The 20,701-nt window shown below is 62.9% G+C and carries 10 protein-coding genes; 4 read left to right on the top strand and 6 right to left on the bottom strand.

Annotated features, from left to right (window positions below; genetic code table 11):
• Nucleotides 1–1,498, bottom strand: a 1,498-nt coding sequence (locus tag QD172_RS02980; RefSeq protein ID WP_279854876.1) for an Ig-like domain-containing protein, incomplete at its 3' end; no start/stop codon positions are given.
• A gap of 575 nt (nt 1,499–2,073) precedes the next feature.
• Between QD172_RS02980 and QD172_RS02975 the strand changes: the two genes are divergently transcribed.
• Nucleotides 2,074–2,469 (top strand): helix-turn-helix domain-containing protein, encoded by a 396-nt coding sequence (locus QD172_RS02975; protein ID WP_279854875.1) that lies wholly within the window; start codon nt 2,074–2,076, stop codon nt 2,467–2,469.
• Between the two features lie 102 nt (nt 2,470–2,571).
• Here QD172_RS02975 and QD172_RS02970 read toward each other — a convergent pair whose 3' ends face one another.
• The 5 genes from QD172_RS02970 to QD172_RS02950 all read right to left on the bottom strand — a co-directional run bounded on the left by QD172_RS02970 (nt 2,572) and on the right by QD172_RS02950 (nt 17,030).
• A complete protein-coding gene (locus QD172_RS02970) occupies nt 2,572–10,671 on the bottom strand; it encodes a type I polyketide synthase (protein ID WP_279854874.1) in 8,100 nt (2,699 codons plus the stop codon).
• Nucleotides 10,668–12,419, bottom strand: a complete 1,752-nt coding sequence (locus QD172_RS02965) for an LTA synthase family protein (protein WP_279854873.1) — start codon at nt 12,417–12,419, stop codon at nt 10,668–10,670. The genes QD172_RS02970 and QD172_RS02965 overlap by 4 nt, the downstream gene beginning before the upstream one ends.
• A gap of 127 nt (nt 12,420–12,546) precedes the next feature.
• Nucleotides 12,547–13,440, bottom strand: a complete 894-nt coding sequence (locus tag QD172_RS02960; RefSeq protein ID WP_240704298.1) for an SDR family NAD(P)-dependent oxidoreductase — start codon at nt 13,438–13,440, stop codon at nt 12,547–12,549.
• Between the two features lie 197 nt (nt 13,441–13,637).
• Nucleotides 13,638–15,062: a capsular biosynthesis protein gene (locus tag QD172_RS02955; protein WP_279854872.1), complete on the bottom strand. Its 1,425-nt coding sequence runs from the start codon at nt 15,060–15,062 to the stop codon at nt 13,638–13,640.
• Nucleotides 15,063–15,065: 3 nt separating this feature from the next.
• Nucleotides 15,066–17,030 (bottom strand): capsular polysaccharide biosynthesis protein, encoded by a 1,965-nt coding sequence (locus QD172_RS02950; protein ID WP_279854891.1) that lies wholly within the window; start codon nt 17,028–17,030, stop codon nt 15,066–15,068.
• 763 nt (nt 17,031–17,793) lie between these two features.
• Here QD172_RS02950 and QD172_RS02945 point away from each other — a divergent pair.
• The 3 genes from QD172_RS02945 to QD172_RS02935 all read left to right on the top strand — a co-directional run bounded on the left by QD172_RS02945 (nt 17,794) and on the right by QD172_RS02935 (nt 20,700).
• Entirely contained in the window at nt 17,794–18,378 is a 585-nt protein-coding gene (locus QD172_RS02945) for a hypothetical protein (protein WP_279854871.1), read from the top strand.
• 59 nt (nt 18,379–18,437) lie between these two features.
• Nucleotides 18,438–18,866, top strand: a complete 429-nt coding sequence (locus QD172_RS02940; RefSeq protein WP_279854870.1) for a DVU3141 family protein — start codon at nt 18,438–18,440, stop codon at nt 18,864–18,866.
• A gap of 118 nt (nt 18,867–18,984) precedes the next feature.
• Nucleotides 18,985–20,700 (top strand): polysaccharide biosynthesis/export family protein, encoded by a 1,716-nt coding sequence (locus tag QD172_RS02935; protein ID WP_279854869.1) that lies wholly within the window; start codon nt 18,985–18,987, stop codon nt 20,698–20,700.
• Nucleotide 20,701 lies beyond the last annotated feature (1 nt).

Below are 20,701 nucleotides of genomic sequence, written 5' to 3'. Positions count from 1 at the left end.
ATTCGAAGTTGCCGTCATCACCCACTTCGACGCTATCGATGACATTGCCGTCGCCGTCGGTAATGTCGACGGTCGTGCCCGGCTCACCGGTGCCGGAGAGGGTCGTGCCATCGGTAGGCTCGAGCACGGGGGGGGCCGGTACCGTGACATCGATGGTTATTACGAAAGCGTCGGATGGAGCGCTGACATTTCCAGAGGTGTCTGTCGCAATGGCGGACAGACTGTGCTCACCCTCAGTCAAAGGCTCGCTCAGCTCCAGATTCCAATTACCCACGGCATCGGCTTTAACAGTCTCGAGCAGGGTGTCGCCGTCATAAACGGAGACAGAGCTACCTGCTTCAGCTGTCCCTGACAGAGTCAGTGTCTGGTCATTAGTGCTGTCACCAGAATTCAGCACCCCGGTGACTGGCTCGGCATTATCATTCACAGCAGTGATTAGCGGGGCTTCAGGAGCAGCAGCATCCACTGTCACTGGGGCAGATGAGTCGCTTTCATTGCCTGCGCCATCAGTTGCGGTAGCTGTCAGCTCGGTGCCGTCTTCTTGATCCGGCGTTAGGTCGAGAGTGAAGTTTCCATCATCATCCACTGTCGTCTCACCGACAATTTCACCATTGTCGTTTGTGACCGTGATGGTTGAGCCAGGCTCGCCGCTACCTGAAAGGGCGGAGCCATCGGTCGCATCCAGTACCGGTGCTGAGGGGGCCTGGATGTCGACGGTCAATTCGAAGGCATCTGAGGGGGCGCTTGCATTGCCATCGGCGTCGGTCGCGACAGCAGTCAGGCTGTGGTCGCCTTCAGTCAGCGGCTCGCTGAGCTCGATACTCCAGTTGCCTTTGGCGTCGGCTTCTACAGTTTCCAATAGGATGTCGCCATCATAGATCGCGACAGTGCTACCGGCGCCGGCTGTGCCTGTGAGCATAGGGGTCGTGTCGTTGGTATCGGATCCGGATTCGAGCTCGCCGGTGCTAGGCTCAACATTGTCAGAGACTGAACTGATGATCGGAGCGTCGGGGGAGACTGTCGTGTTTGAGTCCTCGTCATCGCCTTCACCTTCACCCGAATTCACGCCTCCTAACATCAAACCGGTAGCCCCGATGACACCCAGTGCCGCCAAGGTAGTGCCTGCCGCACTGAAGGGGGCTCCCAGCACAGCGGACTCGATGGTGTTTTCGACGGGGATCGCTTCATAGGAAACGTTTCCCGGCGACGTGCTTGCCATGTCAATACGATAGATATCGCCCGCAAACTCATCACCTTCCAAGTACAGGTGGCTTTGTTCTTGTGGATCAACATAGAAGCCATCCAAAGTGATGACTTCACCATTCTGCAGCGTCAAAACCAGGTCATCACCGGAGCGAGAAAGACTCGCGATATCTTGTGGCGTGATGTCCAGTGAGACGTCCGATGCTTCAGTAAGGTTGACCTCGGTTATCTGCTGAAGAACGGTATCTTGCAGTCCAAGTCCACTATGATTTGCAACCTTCGCATTGACCGGCATGGGTAGTGCTCCCTTGAGTGTTTTTCTTACTTATCCCCTCTTGTGGACGAATCATAAATATTGATCTGCGTCAGTACTACAGGGCTTTTTCCTTATTGATGCTTGTTGCTGCCTCATTTTCCAGGAGGAGGTGGCTACCATCGTTTACTCATGGTTTATATGCGTTCAAGAAGCACGAGTGTTTATGATAAAAATGTAGCGAAAGTGTATATTAGTGTTTCTTTGTGTGTTTAAGTGGTGGTTTGTGTTTCATATATGCGTATCTGTGTGATTTTTGGTTTTTTTAAAGCGGCGCAGATATTTCTTTGGTCATCCTTTTTGATTAGACTAAATAATTAGATCTAATGCTGTGTTTCATTATTTCCTTGGGTAGGTTATTAACGGTGAGCAAACGTGAGTGTTGGTTTTTTGATCATATGTTCAATAAATACAAGCTTTAATCGCAGAAGAATGCTATGAGGTGAGGCTCTACCAAGCATGACGAGGGAGTGTGAGATCCTGCTGTGTACATATTGATATCTGATTAAAGCGGGTATCAGCGGGAAGATGTGTCGGGTTACCAACAGGAAGTGGCCATGCTAGACGCGAATGAGCGGGCGAAATTGCGTGAATTCACCCAACAGAAGAAAGGGCGAAGAGAGGCATTGCGAGCTGCTGCATTGCTGATGATAGACGAGGGGTATGATGATAAGACTGTGGCAATCAGGTTAGGCGTGAGCCAGGTATCGATCACTAAGTGGAAGGAAAAGTGGAAGAGTGAGAGGCTAGGGCTTTTGAAGGACAAGAAGAGGCCTGGGCGCCCTCCAAGATTTTCGGATAAGGATATGGGGAAAATAGCCGCATTATTTCATGAACATGATCACGATTTGGTCAAAGTGCAATTCTACTTTGAAGCGAATCATGGAAAGAAGATAAGTCTGACGACCTTGAGGCGCTTTCAGAAGGCAGACAAGCTTTCTCCCTACCTGTAGAGCCAAGGCCACCTCCCATGGGCGTGACCATGTCCTCGCCGACCCGCGATGGAAAAAAGCAAGGCACCAAAGAGTCGGTGCCTTGCCATTACTAGCATTTGACTACTTGCTGACCATCTCTCCCCGCTCTGTTAGCGTCGCCGTCTCGCCACCATGTTGCTTCACCAGCTGCGCCATGGCCTGGTCTTCGGAGCTGGTTTCGGCGTCCTCGCCATCGGCCGCGCTCATCTTGTGCATCAGACGCTCTGCCAGACGCCACAGGGTGGCGGCCTCGCTGATCATCATCACCGGGATGCTGATGCCCAGACGCGCCTCCACCGCCGTCATCAGCTCGACCCCCATCAGCGAGTCGAAGCCCATGTCATAGACGCTCTTGTTGACGTCGATGGCGGCCACGTCGATCAGCAGGATCTTGCTCAGCTCGCCCTTGAGGATCTCGACGATGGCGGTCTGCAACGCCTCACCGCTCAAGCCCGCCAGGGCCGCGGCGATATCGTCCTGCTGCGCCTGACTGCCGTCATCGTCTCCGGCGCGCCGTGCGATCTCGTCAAAGCGCGGTGTCGCGGCCGTGGGCAGGAAGCGCGCCAGCGCTCCCCATTCCAGCTCCAGTACGCCCAGCGAGCGACCCGGCTGGCCGAGTGCCAGCGCCTGCTGATCCGTCACGATCATCTCGCCGAGGCAGGCCAGGGCGTGATCCGCCATCAGCGCATCGCCGCCCAGACGATTCTTGAGCGCTTCGCGGGTCTTCTCGTTGCGCGCCAGGAAACCGGCATCCTCGATCGCGCCCCAGCGGGCGCAGGTGGCCGGCAGGCCACGCGCACGACGACTGGCGGCGAGTCCTTCCAGCCAGTGATTGGCTGCCACATAGACACTCTGACCGGGATTGCCGAACAGCGTAGTCGCCGAGGAGTAGAGCACGAAGAAGTCCAGCGCATGCTCGGTACTCAAACGATCCAGCAGACGTGCGCCCTCGAGTTTCGGGGTCATCACCCGCTGGATGCGCTCGGCGTCCAGATGGCGGATCAGCGCATCGTCGATCACCGCCGCGGCATGGATGATGCCCTTGAGCGGCGCGATGGCATCTTCCGCCTCACTGGCATCCGCCGGCGTGATGAAGCGTGAGAACACGGCCGTGATCGCCGCTTCATCGGCGACATCGCAGGCCAGCGCATGCACGCGCACGCCCAGTGCCTCGAGACGCGCGACACCTGCCTGTGCCTCGTCACTGGCAGCGCCGGAGCGCCCCAGCAATACCAGTTCTCGGGCGCCTTGTGCGGCCAGCCACTCGGCGCTGCGCAGCCCGAAGCCCCCGAGACCGCCGGTGACCAGATAGCTGGCTGTTGGGTCGAGGTGCAGCTCGCCGGACAGGGCGGCCGAGGAAGAAGCCTCCGAGGCAGTCCGCGCCTCGCTCAGCGGTGCAGCGAGCGAACGCTGGGTGACCACCACCTTGCCTATCTGGCGGGCCTGCTGCATGTAGCGGAAAGCTTCCACCACCTGGCTGGCATCGAAGGTGGTGTAGGGCAGCGGTGCCAGGGTGCCATCCTCGAACAGCGCCATCATCTCGCGGAACAGACGCGTAGTCAGGCCCGGGCATTCCTTCATCAGCTGATCGGAGTCGATACCGAAATAGCTCAGGTTGTTGCGGAACGGACGCAGCCCCATTGGGGTGTTCTCGTAGAAGTCACGCTTGCCCAACTCACAGAAGCGCCCGAAGGGCTTGAGCACGCGCAGATTCTGGACGATGGCCTCACCGGCCAGCGAGTTGAGCACCACGTCGACACCGCGTGCATCCACGCTTGGATCGCGCTGCTGGCGGGTGGCGAGATCGGCCAGGATGTCCTCCGCGAAGCCGTGGCTGCGCGAGTCATAGACGTTCTCGATGCCCATCAGCGCCAGGAAGTCACGCTTGGCAGGCGAACCGACGGTGGCGAACACCTCGGCCCCCAGCCACTCGGCGATCTGCAGCGCCGCGATGCCCACACCCCCGGCAGCCCCGTGGATCAGCACCTTCTCGCCGGCTTCCAGACGCGCCAGATGCTTGAGGGCGTAGTAGACGGTGAAGAAGGTGGTCGGGATGGTCGCTGCCGCTTCCAGACTGACGCCCTGAGGTACGCGGGCCAGCGCGGTATCCGCGATCACCAGGCGGTCCGAGAAGCTGGCGGGGCCGAAGCCGACCACACGCTCACCGACCGCGAATTCGGCGTTGTCACCGGCGCGTGTCACCACACCGGAGAATTCGAGCCCCAGGCTCGGGCCGGAGAAGCCGTGCTCGATGGCTTCATCCGACAGCAGCCCCAGGGTGTACATCACGTCGCGGAAGTTGAGGCCGGTGGCCTCGACACGTACCTCGACGTCACCGCGTGCCACCTCGGGCAGGCGACGCGGCTGCCACTCGAGATTACGCAGCTGGCCCGGCTGACTGAAGCCCAGACTCACGCTGCGGCGATCCTGCCTGGCTGTCTCGCTCTGGCCTGCCGCCGTCTCGTGGGACGCCTGCTCGTCGGTCATCGCGAGCCTTGCCTGTGCAGGGGCTGTCACCTGACGCAGGCGTGTCGCGAAGCGGGCGCCATTGGCATCCAGCACGACTTCCTGCTCGTGATCCGGGGCTTCGACTTCCTGTACCAGCGCGTTGATCAAGGCTGACGTGCTGACGGCGTCGCTTCCCAGTACCGGCGTGTCAAGCAGGCGGATATCCAGTGACTGGCTCTCGTTGGCCAGGCTGCGCGCAAAGCCCCAGCTGGCGGCATCGGCAGGCGCCTCGGTGGCAGTCGTATCCCCCGAGGGCGGCGATTGCCACATGGCGGCCACATCATGCGTGAGCACCCACAAGGTCGGCGCCACCAGACTGTCATCCTCTTCCTGCGCCGCCTCGAAGGCCTGGGTGATCTCGGTGAGCAGCTGCTGGCGGGTACATTGCCGGGCGTTGGCGGCAGCGGCGTCGCTGGCCTTGGCCGGCAGCGCGACCAGATGATCGACGCTCGAGAAGCGAGCGAACAGCGCCTCCGGGGTGTCTTGCGGCGGCAGCGTCACGTGCGCCACCTGATGGCCTCGCGCCTCCAGGGACTGCGACAGTGACGAGATCAGCGCTTGGTCCGCAGCCGCCTGTGGGGTATCCAGCAGCGCGATCTTCAGAGACGTCTGTGGCGCATCTGACTGAGCGGAGTCCTCGACCATCGCCTTGCTCGCGGCCAGCCACCAGGCACCGGACATCGGCGTCGCGCTGGTATCCGTCGCCGGCAGGCTCAGGCCAAGCTGGCCGAGCAGACGCTGCCACTGGACCATGCCCGGATGACTGCGCAGCTGCTCGCCATCATCCAGTGCTAATATCGGGCCGCTCCAGGCGGCAGGCTCGCAGCCACACAGCAGGACCTCTGCGCCGGGGGCCAGGCGCTTTACCAGCTGACTCAGCAGCTCGCGGGCCTGAGACGGCGCTTCCATGTCCAGATGCACGATGGCGACCTGCACCGGCGCCTGCGTGCTTTCCCAGCCCTCGCTGGCGGTGACATCGATCAGCGGCAGGTCTTCCTGCAGGCGCTGGGCCTCGCCGAGCGCGCTCTGGCTGGCGGCGAGGAAGGTGTAATCCAGCGCATCGAAAGACGGTTCACACCGGTCGGCGAGACGCAGTGCTTCCAGTCGCTGTCCCAGCCACGGGCCGCCGGCACCGAGTTCCAGCACCGACAGACGCTGGCCGGCGGGCAGTTCACTCAGGCTGCGGGCGAGACGTTGATCCAGCTGCGCGCTCAGCCACTGCCAGCCGGCATTGCCGACGGCGGTCTTGAGCAGGGTGGGGATCAACGGCTGGCGCAACTGTGCCAGTGCCGCTTCGGCGTCCTGGGTGAGGGTGTCAGTGGCGAGGCCCTCTACGCCGGAGACTTGAGCGGTAGGCGAGCGCTGCTCGGCCTCGTCGAGGACATCGGTGGCGTCGGCTTCAAACTCAGACCCGGACCCGCCCATCGGCATGCCACGGTTGAGCCATTCGTCCAGGTGCAGATGCAGGCGGCCTGCCGCATGCGTCAGCGGGAACTGCCCCGGATAGTCACGAACCAGCAGCTGCCAGATGTCGCGGGCCGCCGGCAGGTCCAGCGGGTGGATCTGCCAGTCGCCGCTCTCGCGGGATTCGGTCAGGCCCTGGGCGCTGGCCCAGTCGAGCAGTACGCGAGTGAACAGCGGGCTGCGGCGCTGCCAGCGGGACAGCGCCTCGTGGTCCAGATGCGGGGCTGCCGGATCGCCCGGCGCCGCGTGGCGCATCAGTGTCTCGTGCACGCTGGCGAGCATCAGGCTGTCGAGCAGCGGCTCCAGCTCATCACGGAAGCGTTGGCTGTCTTCCAGCGGATGAGTGGTGTCGTCGCTGTGGGCAAGCTCAGGCGCCATCGCTTCGGCGACCAGCGATTCCAGCGCCAGGGCGGCGGCAGGGCGCGGACTCAACGGATGCGGCGCCGCCGTCAGGGCGATATCCAGATAATCGAGGTGGGCCGTGCCACCGCGACCCAGACGCACGGCCCGGAAGCGCGCTTCCTCGGCCACGGCCACGGCGCGCCCGTCGGCATCGTACAGCTCGAAGTCGGCGCACAGCGAATGCGGGCCGCGCGAGCGCAGGACCACGCGGGCGGTCGTGATCTGTGAGGCACGTACCTGCTCACGCACCTGCAGACGGCCGACCCGCACCGGCACGAAGGCCATGCCATCACTGGCGGCCGTCTGGCCCTGGAGCACGCCCAGCAGCGGGATGAACAGCTGGAAGGCGCTGTCGAGCACCCCGGGGTGCAGGTGGAAGTCACCGTCCTGCATGAGCATTTCCGGGGTCAGCGCGAAGCGCGCCAGCACTTGCGGATGCGGGGCAGTACCGACGGTGTGCTTGTTGACTGCGCCTTCGCTGCCACGCTCGACCCAGATCTGCTGGGCGGCGCGGAAGTGCGGGCCGTAGTGCAGGCCCAGCCGGGCGGCGGCCGCGATGTGGGCCTCGCGATCTAGGTCGGCGGCGCGCGTGGGCAACGCCGGGGCGCGACGCTCCAGCAGACGGCCACGTGTGGCGGTGAAGGCGCGCGCCACGGCGTGAAGATTCCACTTGTCGGCATCTTCGGCGCGGGTCTCGCGGCTTTCCAGGCGCATGGCACCGTTGCGGCTGTCGAGTGACAGGCGCGTCAGGCGCAGGGTGGTGTCATCGAGCAGCAGCGGGGCGCGAATCTCGAAGTCCTCGAGATCCAGCACGTCGGGCAGGGAATCCTCCTCCGCGCTGGCGGCCTGCCATTCGTGGGCGGCCGCCAGACACTGCTCCAGATAGCCGGCACCCGGGAAGACGGCACTTTCGCCGACCTGGTGATCGGCCAGCCACGCGACCTTGCGGGTATCGAGCTGCGCCTCCCAGGTGAGCTGCTGCTGGGCGAGACGATAGCCAAGGAGCGGATGCACGTAATGGCGCTCCAGCAGGCGCTGGCCTTCGCTGGTGGTCTTCACCCAGCACGGCGTGCGCTGCCAGGGGTAGGTCGGCAGATCGACGAAGCGACCGGCCACCGGGAACAGACGAGTGAGATCCACCGCGCCGGAGAGCAGCAGGCGGCCGCGCAGGTGCTCCAGCGCTTCCAGGCCGTCATGGCGGCGTTCCAGACTGGCCAGTACCTGTCCCGCCGGCGCCTCGTCACTGCGCGCCTTGAGCACATCATTCAGATAGCTGCGCAGAATCGGATGGGCACCGATCTCGACCAGCAGACGATGACGGCCAAGGTCCGCCTCGCTGGCGGACTGCCAGCTGACCAGACGTGTGACGGCGGCCTCGAACTGCACCGGCTGACGGATGTTCTCCCACCAGTAGCTGGCGTCCAGGCGTTCGCCTTCGATCACGCTGCCGGTGACGGTGGAGAGGAAGGGAATGCGGGTGGCGCGGGGCGTCAGCCCTTCGAGGGAGGCGAGCAGGCCGTCCTTGATCGGGTCCATCGCCGGGCTGTGGAAGGCATAGTCGAGCCCCAGCACGCGGGCGAAGGTGCCCTGTGCGGAAAGCTCGGCACTCAGGGCCTCGAGGCGTTCGCGGTCGCCGGCCAGCGTGGTGCCGCGCGGGCCGTTGATGCCAGCCAGTGACAGCGAGGCCCATTGTGGCTGTTCCAGCCACTCGCACATCTCGCTCTCACCCAGCCCCACCGCCATCATCGCGCCGCTGCCGCGGGTGCGTCCCTGATGGTGGCTGCGCTGGAAGATGACACGGGTCGCCTGTTCGAGGCTCAAGGCACCGCTGGCCCAGGCCGCCGCCACTTCGCCCACGCTGTGGCCGGTGACGGCCACCGGCTGGATGCCGCGTTCGATCAGCCATTCGGTGATCGCCACCTGCAGGGCGAACAGGGTCGGTTGGGCGATCTCGGTGGCGTCGAGGCGGTTCTCGCCGTCCTCGGCCAGGCTGCCGTCCAGTTCCTTGAGCAGCTCGAAGCCATTGTACTCGCGGAAGGCTGCATCCAGTCGGGTCAGGCAGGCGCGCACGCTGGCGGATTCCTGCATCAGGGTGCGACCCATGCCGGCCCACTGACAGCCATTGCCGGAATACACGAACACCGGCCCACGCTCGCGAGTGAGGGAGGGCGCGCCGGCCGCCTTGCGCGGCGAGGCACCGTTGTCACTCTCGGCGGGCAGCGGGGCGAGGCGGTCCGCCAGGGTGATGCGCGGATGATCGCCAAGCGCAGCCTCACCGCCCAGGGTGTCGAGGTCCTCGATCAGCTGCTCCAGGCTGTCGGCACTCAGCAGCGCGCCGTGCACGTGATGCTCACGGCGGGCCGCCAGGTGCCAGGCGAGGTCGTAGAGGCTCGGGGCGGCATCGTGCGCCTGCGTCTCACGCAGGTGCTCGGCCAGCTCGCGCGCCATCTGTCTGAGGGCCTCGGGGGAGCGGGCGCTCAGGCGCAGCGGCGGCGTCTGGTCGCCGTCTGCCGTCGGTTGCGCTACCGCCGGCTCGGGGGCACTTTCCAGCAGCACGTGGGCGTTGGCGCCGCCGAAGCCGAAGGAGTTGACCCCGACCACCAGACGGCCGGAGGCCTTGAGCTTGCGCGGCTGGGTGACGATGTCGAGATTCCACTCGTCGCTGCGAATCTTCGGATTCAGACGCTGGATCTTGATGGTGGCCGGCACCTCGCGGTGGGCGATCACGCCCAGCGCCTTGGCCAGCCCCGCCACACCGGAGGCCGTCTCCAGGTGGCCCATGTTGCTCTTGATCGAGCCGATCGGCAGCGGGCTTGAGCGCTTCTGGCCGATGGCGGCACCGATGGCGCGGGTTTCCAGTGGATCACCGACGGCGGTGCCGGTGCCGTGGGCCTCGAGATAATCGATCTCGTCAGGCGTCACGCCGGCCAGTTCACAGGCGCGCTCCATCAGCTGGATCTGCGCGGCGGGGTTGGGCACGGTCAGGCCGGACTTGTAGCCATCGGTATTGACCACCGAGGAGGCGACGACGGCGAGGATGCGATCGCCATCGGCGAGTGCCTGATCAAGGTCCTTGAGCAGGAAGATGCCGCCGCCCTCGGAGCGCGCGTAGCCATCGCCCGCCTCATCGAAGACCTGACAGCGGCCGGTCTTCGAGAGCATGGTGGCCTTGGAGAAGATCAGGAAGCCGTAAGGGTGCAGGTGCAGGCTGATGCCGCCGGTCAGCGCCATGTCGGTCTCGCCGCTGCGGATCGACTGGCAGGCCTGATGGAAGGCGACCAGCGACGAGGAACAGGCGGTATCCAGTGACAGGCTCGGCCCGTGCAGGTCAAAGGCATAGGACAGGCGATTGGAGGCCACGCTGGAGGTGTTGCCGGTGGCGGTATTCGGACCGATGGCGCTCAGGTCATCCGCCATGCGATAGGAATAGTCGAGACTCGCCACGCCCATGAAGACGCCACAGCGCGAGCCGCGCATCTTCTCGGCGGGAATGCCGGCGTGCTCGATGGCCTCCCAGCTCATCTCCAGCAGCATGCGCTGCTGAGGGTCCATGTTGGCGGCTTCGCGTGGGCTGATGCCGAAGAACGCCGGGTCAAAGCCCGAGATGTCGCCCAGCGAGCCGGCGGCGAAGCTGTAGCTCATCCCCGGTGCCTTCTTGTCCGGGTGCAGGAGGGAGTCCTTGCTCCAGCGGTCATCGGCGACTTCGGTCACCATGTCCTTGCCGGCCAGGAGGTCGTCCCACAGAGTGGCCTGAGTGGTGCCGGGGAAACGGCTGGCAGCGCCGATGATGGCAACGCGTCGGGTCATGAGAGGCTCCTGAACTTCTGAGTCGCGGCGCTGTGGCGAGCATGACGGGCGGTCGCCTCCAGCAGCGCACTTCCTAATGTGTCGATATTGGTGACGCGCGGGTCGCCCTTGCGGCATTGCTCGTCAGTCTTGAAAGGCCCATCGCAGTCGAGGGCCCATTCCATCAGCTCCGGGTCCTCGTCGCGCACGGTCGCCATGGTTTGGCGTGCGGTGTCGTCGGATTCCGGCAGGGCGCTGGACCAGATGAAGCCATCGGTCACGCCATTGGGTTCTCCCAGGGTCGCGTAGACCTCGGGCATGATCGGTACGTGGTCCCCATAGAAACACAGCAGCCCGCCGCGCGGCAGTCTGGAAAGCGCCGTGGTCAGCTGGCCGATCATCGCATCGGCGTTCACCAAGTGACGCAGATAGATGCCGAGCTCCTGACAGTTGTCCGGCAGATCGCCGTCATGCCACTCCGACAGGCGAGCCGTGTCCAATGTCTCCAGATGCAGCGGCCCGTGATTCTCCATGGTGATCACCTGGATGAACAACGGGGTATCGCCCGCGGCCAGCAGACAGTCTTCCACCTTGGCGGCCACGGCGGCATCGCTGATGTACTGACCACACCTGTCGGCATCGCTGAAGTGCGCGATGTCGAGGAATTCATCGAAGCCCATGCGCTTGAGCACCTGATTGCGCAGATAGAAGGTGCCCGGATACGGGTGGATGCACAGGGTGCGATAGCCCAGCGCCTTGTAGCTGGCGGCCAGGTTGGAGACATCACGCCTGGCCAGCTGGTGGTAGGGGTTGAACATGTGCACGCCTAGCTGCTCGGCGGTCAGGCCGGTGAGAAAGGCCGTCTCGGTGCGCACGGTATTGGCGCCCCAGGCTGGTACGGCCAGCCGCCCGCAGGGCAGCCCCTGAGACAGGGCGGTGAAGTGACAGCGGTCCAGATTCGGCAGCAGGTCATCGCGCACCTTGGGGTAGACCCGGCGCGCATCGAAGAAGGATTCGCTCTGAACGCTCACTACGTGGGGCAGACAGCCTGGTGCAGCTTCGTTGCCGATCGCCTCCAGCGCCTCACGCGCCGTCTGCCCGGCGGCCTGCAGGGGATCGTGATCCGGCATCAGCGGGCGACGGGCCAGGCGAGCGTATGCCAACAGGTAGGCGACCATGCCGCGCTCACGCAGGTCATATTCCGGGAACAGCATGATGTCTCGAGTCAGTCGATTGCCGAGCGCATAGGTCATGGCGCCGCTCGCCAGCAGCAGGGCGATCAGCGGTACCAGCCAGGCGCTGGTGTCATCGGCGTAGCGCGCAGAGAACCCCAGCGCGGGTTCCAGCCACAGACCCGTCCCGATCGCCAGTGCGCCGGCGCAGAGGGCGGCAATCGTCAGGCCGATGCCGAAGAAGGGGATATACAGCCGGGGATGCTTGATGGCGTCGGTGAAATACTCGAAGTCCTGGCTCAGGAAAGGCTCACGCAGCGAGACGTATTTGGTGTGACTGACCTGCAGCACCACCAGCCACAGGGCATTGACGACCACCACGGAAAACCACGGGCGTTGCGTGATCAGGGTGCAGAGCGCCCAGCTCGCGCACCAATACCCCACATGGGCGAGCTGGGCGCTCCAGGACCGGCGCCAGAAGACCACCGGTGCCGAGTCCATCTGGCGCAGGATCAGATGCTCCAGCACCAGCGTGACCAGCAGCCCTGCCAGTAGCGGCCAGACCATGAAAGACACGAACGCAATGACAAACTCCATGTAATGCCGACCTCGTTAGCGCTGCCACGGCAGCAGCGGTGTAATGTTCTGGCGCAGATCGCGACCGTCTGGAACCCTGCCCGCGATGCTTGGCATGCGTCGGACAGGGTGGGGGTGAGGCAGCCATTCAGTGAGTGTAATTGAACCATCCCAGCAGACGCTGTGAGATACCGGCTGGCAGCACGCTGAGCCACCAGCAGCCGAAATTGAGCGGGAAGGGGAAGCTGATGCGGGCCCGGTTGCGTGCCGCACCCTTGAGAATGCGGCGTGCGGCTTGCTCGGCGGGCATCTCGAAGGGTTTGGGGCCCGGCATCGCTTCGCACATCGGGGAGGTGACATAGCCGGGCATCACCACCGTCACGCCGACCCCGAACGGCTTCAGCCAGCTTCTCAGTCCTTCCCCGTAGGCCTTCACCGCCGCCTTGCTGCCGCTGTAACTCGGCGTGAGTGCCAGGCCGTGCCAGGCGGCAAGCGAGCTGAGCAGCACCAGCTGGCCGCTGCCCCGCGCCTTCATCGCCATGGCCAGATGATGCGCCATGCCGAAGGTGCCCACCACGTTGGTCTGCAGCAGGCGACGCGCGTCTTCCCAGCGCTCGCCATTGCCCTGGGGGCCGATGTCGGTGTTCATGCCGGCATTGGCGATGGCGATGTCCGGCACTCCCTGTGCGCAGACCTCATCCAGCCAGGTGAAGAGTGTCTCTTCATCGCACAGGTTGAGTACCGTGCACTCCACCTCGGCACCCAGTGCGCGACATTCGCCGGCAATGGCATCCAGCTTGCGCTGCTTGCGACCGGTGAGGATCAGCGTGGTGCCCCGGGCGGCATAGGCACGCGCGAGCGCACCGCCGATCTCGCCGGTTGCGCCCGTGATCAGCACGCGGCGCAGGGCAGTGGCGGGACGCGAACTCTGCTGCGGTGCGCCATCCGGAGCTTGCTTTCCTTCACGCTGCTCGGTGGTCGTTGCGTCATCCCGTGCGGACGGTGCCTGAGTGTCAGGCTGCTGCGGGGGCATTGCCGTCATGATCGTCTCCCTTGAATCCCGACACTCACGGTCGGCAGTTCCCTTGCGTTGTTCATGGTCGTTCTTCTTGTGGCCCTGGGGCAGACACGCGGCCTGTCTTCGGGGGTTCCGGCTCTGCAAGGCGCCTGATGGCGCTCTCATGATCGACGGTGGCATCCCTGCCAACGACGACCTCGATGTCCAGCCTGAAGGCAGGATCAGCAGCGACTCAACATCTGCTCCAGCGGCGAGCGCTCGGCACACAGTATCTTCGAGGCTCCCGTCACCGCGAGCTGCATGCCCGGCTTGCAGTAGAAGCCGCCATTGAGCTGCACGGTATGGATGACGGTGTTGCGGAAGCTGCGAAACAGCGTGGTGTCCGGCTTCTCGCCCTGAGTCCAGAACTCGTGCAGGCTGCCCTGGAAGGTCAGGCCGGGCAGGTTGAAGATCGGGTCGCCCATGCAGTAGGTCGGGCAGCGATACTGCAGCGCGACATTGCCGGTGGTGCTGTTGACGGTGATCATGCCCTTGGCATGCTGCAGCAGCGTCTCGAGATTGCCGCTTTCCAGATAGACGATGCGGCCGATCACGTCATAGCGGCGCTCGAGCTCTCGGATCAGCTTCGGGTAATCCACCAGTCCCATGTCGAGTGGGTGGTTCTTGATCACCAGGCGCGCCCCGCGCGGAGCGTTCAGGGCAAAGCTCTTCATCACTCGCTGGATGACTTCCTGCATGTTGGAAAAGCGCGAATGATGACGGATCTGGGCATCGGTATTGAGCTGCAGCGGCAGCAGATAGAAGGGCGCGCCACTGTTCATCAGCTGTTCGATGCGTCCGGCATCCCGCCGCTTGTACCAGCGCATCAACGGCAGGCGCGTGGCATAGCCGCAGTATTCCTCCGCGGCATTGATGCTGTGCGGACGATAGCGCGGGAACAGCAGCGGATTGGCGGCACCGGCCAGATGATAGGTCATGTCATGACGGGCGCGCTCCCAGAAGGAGGCCTTGAAGCGCTGCGGCGTGGGCGCGTCGTCCAGTTGCCTACCGGCCTCACGGAACCAGTCGGGGTCACGCGGCAGCAGGGAGTGGCCATTGACCCCCTCGCGCTCCAGCGTCACCCAGAAGGGGCGGAAGTAGCCTTCCTCGAAGACATGGGTGCGAATCCCGAAGTATTCCGCCTTGAGCACGGCATCCCGATGCACGGGACGACGATCCCCGAACAGCACCTGATCCGTGACGTGGTGCCTGCGCCACAGCTCGGCGATCCACTCGCCGAGGTCTTCACTCCGGCCGCGATAGGCGTAGGCCTTGTCGTGGCGCCAGTAGAAGCTGTCACCACTGTTGAAGTTGACCTTGATGACCTCGTGCCCGTCCTGCTTCAGCTTGTGGGCAAGATGCAGGAAGAAGGGCGAGCAGACCCCTTGCAACAGCAGGAAGACACGCCGCTGTCCACCACCGGGAATGCGACGCGCGACAGGTGGGGGTGTCAGCAGAGAGGAAGGTGTGTCCTGCGTGGTCGGATGCATCACCCCGATATCTTCCGACAGCTTGAACAGCGGCTGCAGCGATGCCAGGCCGCGCGCTTCAGAGCCGCCCGACAGGGGAGAATGATGATTCGGCAACGCCAGACTTCCTTGTTGCATAGGTCAGTGCCTTCCAATGAATAGCGCACGATAGCCGCGGTAGAGCCTTGTTTTCCAAGGCAGGGTGATCTTGCGGGTGCCATTTCTCAGCATGGTGCGTTGTTGTTCCAGAATCGTGACAACCGTCTCGGCGTTGCAGTGATGCCCGTACACCGGGTCCACGTACAGCGGGTACTCGATCAGGGCACCCGCCACCAGCGCATCCAGACTCAGGCGCCGTGTGCGACGTTCACAGCTGACGCGATCATGGGTCAGCCCCCAGCCGGCATAGAACGGCAGCCCGTGGGTCGTGACTTCCACTCCGCGCAACAGTGCCTCGAAGCCCGCCAGGGAACACAGCGTGTGGACATGATCGACCTGTTCGAACAGCTGGCAGATATCGCCTGACGTCAACACCAGGTCCTCTGGCGTGTTCTCGCCGGACATCTCCCCGCGCCGACCACCAGAGACAACGTCAGGATGCGGTTTGTAGATCATGTAGGCATCAGGATGCAATTCCCGCGCCGCTTCCAGCAGCTCACGGTGGGTCTTGATGCCCGGGCAGGCATGACGGATCGAGGCGTCCGACTCCACCTGGCCGACCACCAACACGATCTCGCGCTCGCCGGCCAGGGCTCTCAGGTCCGGCAGGGCGTCATGTTCTGCATTGTACTTGCTCAGTCCCAGCGCAATGATGCGCTCCCGCAGACGACGCGCCCGCGCAAGTTCGGCGTCGTCAAGCGCGTGGTGCTCAAGCCAGTCCTCCAGCGTGCTGGCACGCTGGGCATCGAAATGCATCGCCTTGTCGTCGACGATCAGCGACAGGGGGCGGGTGAGGTCCACTCCCAGGCCGACGGAGCGCAGGAAGCCGTCTTCCATCATCCAGAGCTCGCCGCCGGCTGATCTGACCTTCTCCTGACGCTCGGGGGGCGTGCGGCCAGCCCAGCTCAGGACCTTCTGTGGCAATGCGGAAGCAGTCGGCTGAGTGAGACGCTCCAGTGCGCGTTCAGGATGCTTCTCGAAGCGAAGTTCCGACCATGGTCCCAGGAAGAAGCCGATGAACTTCTGTTTCCATCCGGAAAACTCCAGCCCTTGCCACTGTCCTGCCATGCGTGAAGCGACTCGTTTCTGGTCTGCCAGCAGCTGAAGGACCTCCTCCAGCGAAGCGCGCTCCCCGGTGTAGGGGTTGGCATAGCGCGAATACTCGAGGTACGCCGCGGCGAAGACCTGTTCCAGGCGGCGTGATTCGCCGCGGCGCTCGCACGCCTGGCGATCCTCGGTCAGCCCCCAGCCGGCATAGAAGGGCAGGCCATGACAGGTCACCGACAGGCCGGCCAGCAGTGCCTCGAAGCCCAGCTGGCTGGTCACCACATGCACGGCGTCCACCTGTTCGAACAGTGACCAGGGATTGATGTCGTCGCTGAGCAAGGTACACCCCTGTCGGCGCGCCTCTTCCACCAGATAGCCCTGCTTCTTGCCGGCGATCACATCCGGATGCGTCTTCACCCACACTTCGGCCTCCGGCTCGGCGCAGGCTTCTCTCAACATGGCGAGAAAGGTCGCCTGTGTTGCCATGCCGCCTTCTATCGAGGCATCGCCGGATGTCTGGTCTACCACCAGCACACGCCGCGTCTTCGTTCTGGCGGGCAGCTGTCGTTCCGGCGCATGGTTGTACTTGCTCAGGCGCTGGTGGCACAGACGCTGCATGGCAGTGCGGGCACGCATCAGAAGCGCCTCGCCCTGACGCTCAGGCGCCTCGTGAATCAGCTGCTCCAGGTCACTCGGCTGGCGGGCGTCGTAATAGATGCCCTGATGATCCACCACCATCGACATGGCGGGGTAGCCTGCGCTTGCCAGCGTGAGTGAGCGCACGAAGCCATCTTCCAATGCGATATAGGGCAGCGCATGTCGCCGGGCATACTCGCGCGCCTGAGCCGCCGTTGTCTTGTGTCCCCATCCGACGACAGCGCTGGATTTAGTGCGGAAAATACTGCATACATTAGCATTTTTTGTACTACTTAAGCCGAATATCGAAGGGGAAGAAGTGGCCTTGATAGGCGTTGTTTTCTGGCGAGGTGAACATGTAAAAAATGGTGATTTTCTTACATTTTTGCTGGTCGCAGGTGGGGTGGCAGCGGCGTTTTTCGGGCGACACGAGGGGTGGTGGCATGCAGGCGAACGGCATGTCGCACCGAGAGATGCCGAGACGCCGGCCTTCTTCAGTGGCAACAGCTCCGGAATGAAAGCCTCAAGGTGAGGCTGGCGCAGGATTCCACGTGAAAAGCACAGCGTCTGCCGGGAGGCCCCGCATGGCGCAGGGTTTCGGTGGTTCGGGGAGTCAGCGTGAAAGGCGCAGCGAGACTGCATGAAAAGCCACCATCCATGTTTTTTGATTGCGCCCAGCATGCAAGATATCCGTTGCACTGAAAAAAAGTGACTGCTCACTCGTGGTGATGGCGACGTCCTTGCCGCTCTTGCGGCATTACCGTTGACGCAGAGTCCGCAAATAGGGAAAGTACGCAAAGTGACGAATGAATTCAATCCAGTCTTTGTTCACGATGTTGGTAGCAGGCAAATAATTAACGTGTTCTTTGTTTTTTCGTCAGCTATTTCTCTGCATACTTTAGCAGCAATAGCTTTGCTGCTAAAGTGCCAAGCTTTGTGATGGATTTTCATTAATTCCTGAACTTCATGCAAACTCGAAAAGCAGAGCTAGTTCAGCAGCGGCAGGAAGCCAAGGGAACGCTAGTAGATGCAAATCGCGCAGCACATGGATGCTTTTGTCACCTTGGTGGTGACGGTAGGAGTATTGGTAGGGCTTGCCTGGGATCGTCGGCCGGTACAATGGCTGGTGATGGCCGCTGACATGTCGTTGCTTCTTCTAGGCGTCAATATATTTTCACCTTTCGGGCACGCCATTGCCGTGGCTACCCTACTACTTGCTGTTCGGCTTCTTGCCCTACCCCCACACCTGCTGACTGCTTACATAGCCTATGGGTGTCGCCTTCTTTTTCAAAGTCGCTCAAGAGAAAGCCACCTGGCTTGGCTCCTTTCAAGGCAAGGTGCTCGGCGGGGGTTGTCAGCGCCGCACCGCACCGCACTAGCTGCCGATTCTTCAACAGAAATGGGACAGGGATGCGTCATCGAAGTGACCCAGCGGCGTGCCAACCTCAAGTCAATTTCATTGCAGAGCTGGAAGACAGCACGCCATCAGAAATTCCAGTTTCCGGGCTTACATGCAATATCAGTCCCTCAGGTGGGACCCCTCCACATGAATCGGTCGCTGCTTGCAGCCATGCTTATTTTGAGACGTACGAACTTTCATGCCGCACAGTGAATCGCGTCGAACCCGGTTCCATTCGTGTATGCGGCCCCTTGCAGCATCAGGACACTTTCATGAATCAGAAATCTTCTTGGCAGACCTCATTTCGTATTGCTCGCTTGGCCTGTGCAGCAGGCCTCGCACTGACCGTCGCCGGTTGCGCGACGTCCTATCCCGCCTCCAGCGGCGCTGGCAGCACCAATCTGGCCAACCTGACCGGTGCTGCGTCACTGCCGGCGGATGTCTCGTCATTTCTCGACAGCTCTGCCCCCGGTAGCGTGATCGCCGTGCCTACCAGCCCCTGGGGCAGCGATGTCGAAGTGGTCGCCCATGAGCGCTACTTCGCCGCCAGTGGGCGTATCTGTCGCGAGTTGACGGTCTCCAATGCGCGTGACCTGCCGAGCAAGGAGCTGGCCTGTCGTACCAGCAACGAGGGCAAGGCCGGCGAGGGCACCTGGGTGACCCAGCGGCTGGTGACCGGCCTGCTGGAAGAGGCGCGCTGAGAGGTTTGTACCGCGACTCATCATGAACCGACGACACCAGGGAACAGGCTGGCGTGACCGGCACTGTCATTCCTGATCAATACAGCACTATTTTTTGCACTACGAGGGGCCTAGCCCAATGACAATTTCCAGATTCTTGCTCCGGGCCGGGTGCCTGGTGGCGGTAGCGTGCCTGAACGCCAGCCCTGCCATGGCAGCCGGCCTGGGCGGTGGTTCCATCCTGCCCAGCGACGACCAGGCCTCCAGCATTCCGCAGAAGACGGACAGTGTGGACGACAAGGCCCGCGCCGACTGGCGCAGTGGCACCTACGGCCCGCTGACCTCACGGGAGCAGACCGACCCCGACTCTCTGCCGCCGTTCGGCGAAAACCTCTTTACCGGTGGTTTCCGCGGCATGATGGCCGATGGCCTCAACAGCAGCTACACCATCAAGCCGGGTGATCAGATCACTCTGCGCGTGTGGGGTGGCGTGGAGATGGAGTCTGTTCTGCCGGTGGATGCGCAGGGCAACATCTTCCTGCCGGGTATCGGCCCGGTGAGAGTTCAGGGCACCACCAATGCCCAGCTGGACGGCAAGGTACGCGCCGCCATCCAGGAGGTGTACCCGGAGAATGTCAGCGTCTATACCAATCTGCAGGGCGTTCAGCCGGTGGGGGTCTTCGTCACCGGTTACGTCAAGAATCCGGGCCGTTATGCCGGTACCCCGAATGACTCCATGCTGTATTTCCTGGATCAGGCCGGCGGTATCGACCAGGCACTGGGCAGCTACCGCAAGATCAAGATCAAGCGCAACGGCCGCGTCATCAACACGGTCGATCTCTATGACTTCCTGATCAATGGTGAGATCGCCCGTCCGCAGTTCCGCGATGGCGATACCGTCGTCGTCGAGGAGCGTGGCCCGGCCATCAGCGTGGTAGGGGATGTCGAGCGTGATTACCGCTATGAACTCACCGACTCGCGCCTGAGCGGGGAAAACGTGCTGAATCTGGCGCGCCTCAAGTCCGGTGTCTCGCACGTGCTGCTGCGCGGCTCGCGCACGGACGGCCCCATCTCGCGCTATCTGCCGGTGGCGGAATTCCGTGGCGCTGACGTACGTGCCGGGGATGAAGTGCTGTTCAGTGCCGACCAGCGTGACGAGACCATCGTCGTGCAGCTGGAAGGCAGCTTCTATGGCCCCTCTCGCTATGCACTGCCGCGGGATGCTCATCTGGGCGAATTGCTCAACGCCGTCGGCGTGCCGAAAGGGCTGACCGACTACCAGAGTGTTTCCATCCGCCGTGAAAGCGTCAAGGAACAGCAGGCGCAGGCACTGCAGGATAGCCTCAAGCGTCTTCAGGCCACCTATCTTGGCGCGTCTTCTTCGACCACCGAAGAATCCGAGCTTCGTGTCCAGGAAGCCGCGATGATCGAGAAATTCGTCGAGCAGGCCAAGAAGGAAGAGCCGACCGGGCGTCTGGTCGTCGCACGTGACGATGGCAACATCGCCGACGTGCGTCTGCAGGACGGCGATGTCATCACCATTCCGGAAGTCAGCGATTCCCTGCTGATCAGCGGCGAAGTCGTGGTGCCTCAGGCCATGGTCTACACCCAGGGCATGACGGTGATGGACTACATCAACAGCGCCGGTGGCTTCACCCAGCACGCGGATGAAGGCCAGATCCTGGTGGTGCGCCAGAACGGCGCCGTCCGCCGTGCCGAGGAAGTCGAGCTGCGCTCGGGTGACCAGATTCTGGTACTGCCGGAACCGCCGACCAAGAACCTGCAGTTGGCCACCAGCATCACGCAGATTCTCTATCAGGTCGCCGTCGCCACCAAAGTCGCGATAGATCTTTGAT

The organism is Cobetia sp. 10Alg 146 (genome assembly GCF_029846385.1).
Taxonomy (GTDB): Bacteria; Pseudomonadota; Gammaproteobacteria; order Pseudomonadales; family Halomonadaceae; genus Cobetia; species Cobetia marina.
The sequence above is the reverse complement of the archived record's forward strand: the minus strand, read 5'-3'. Positions and strand labels throughout refer to the sequence as shown.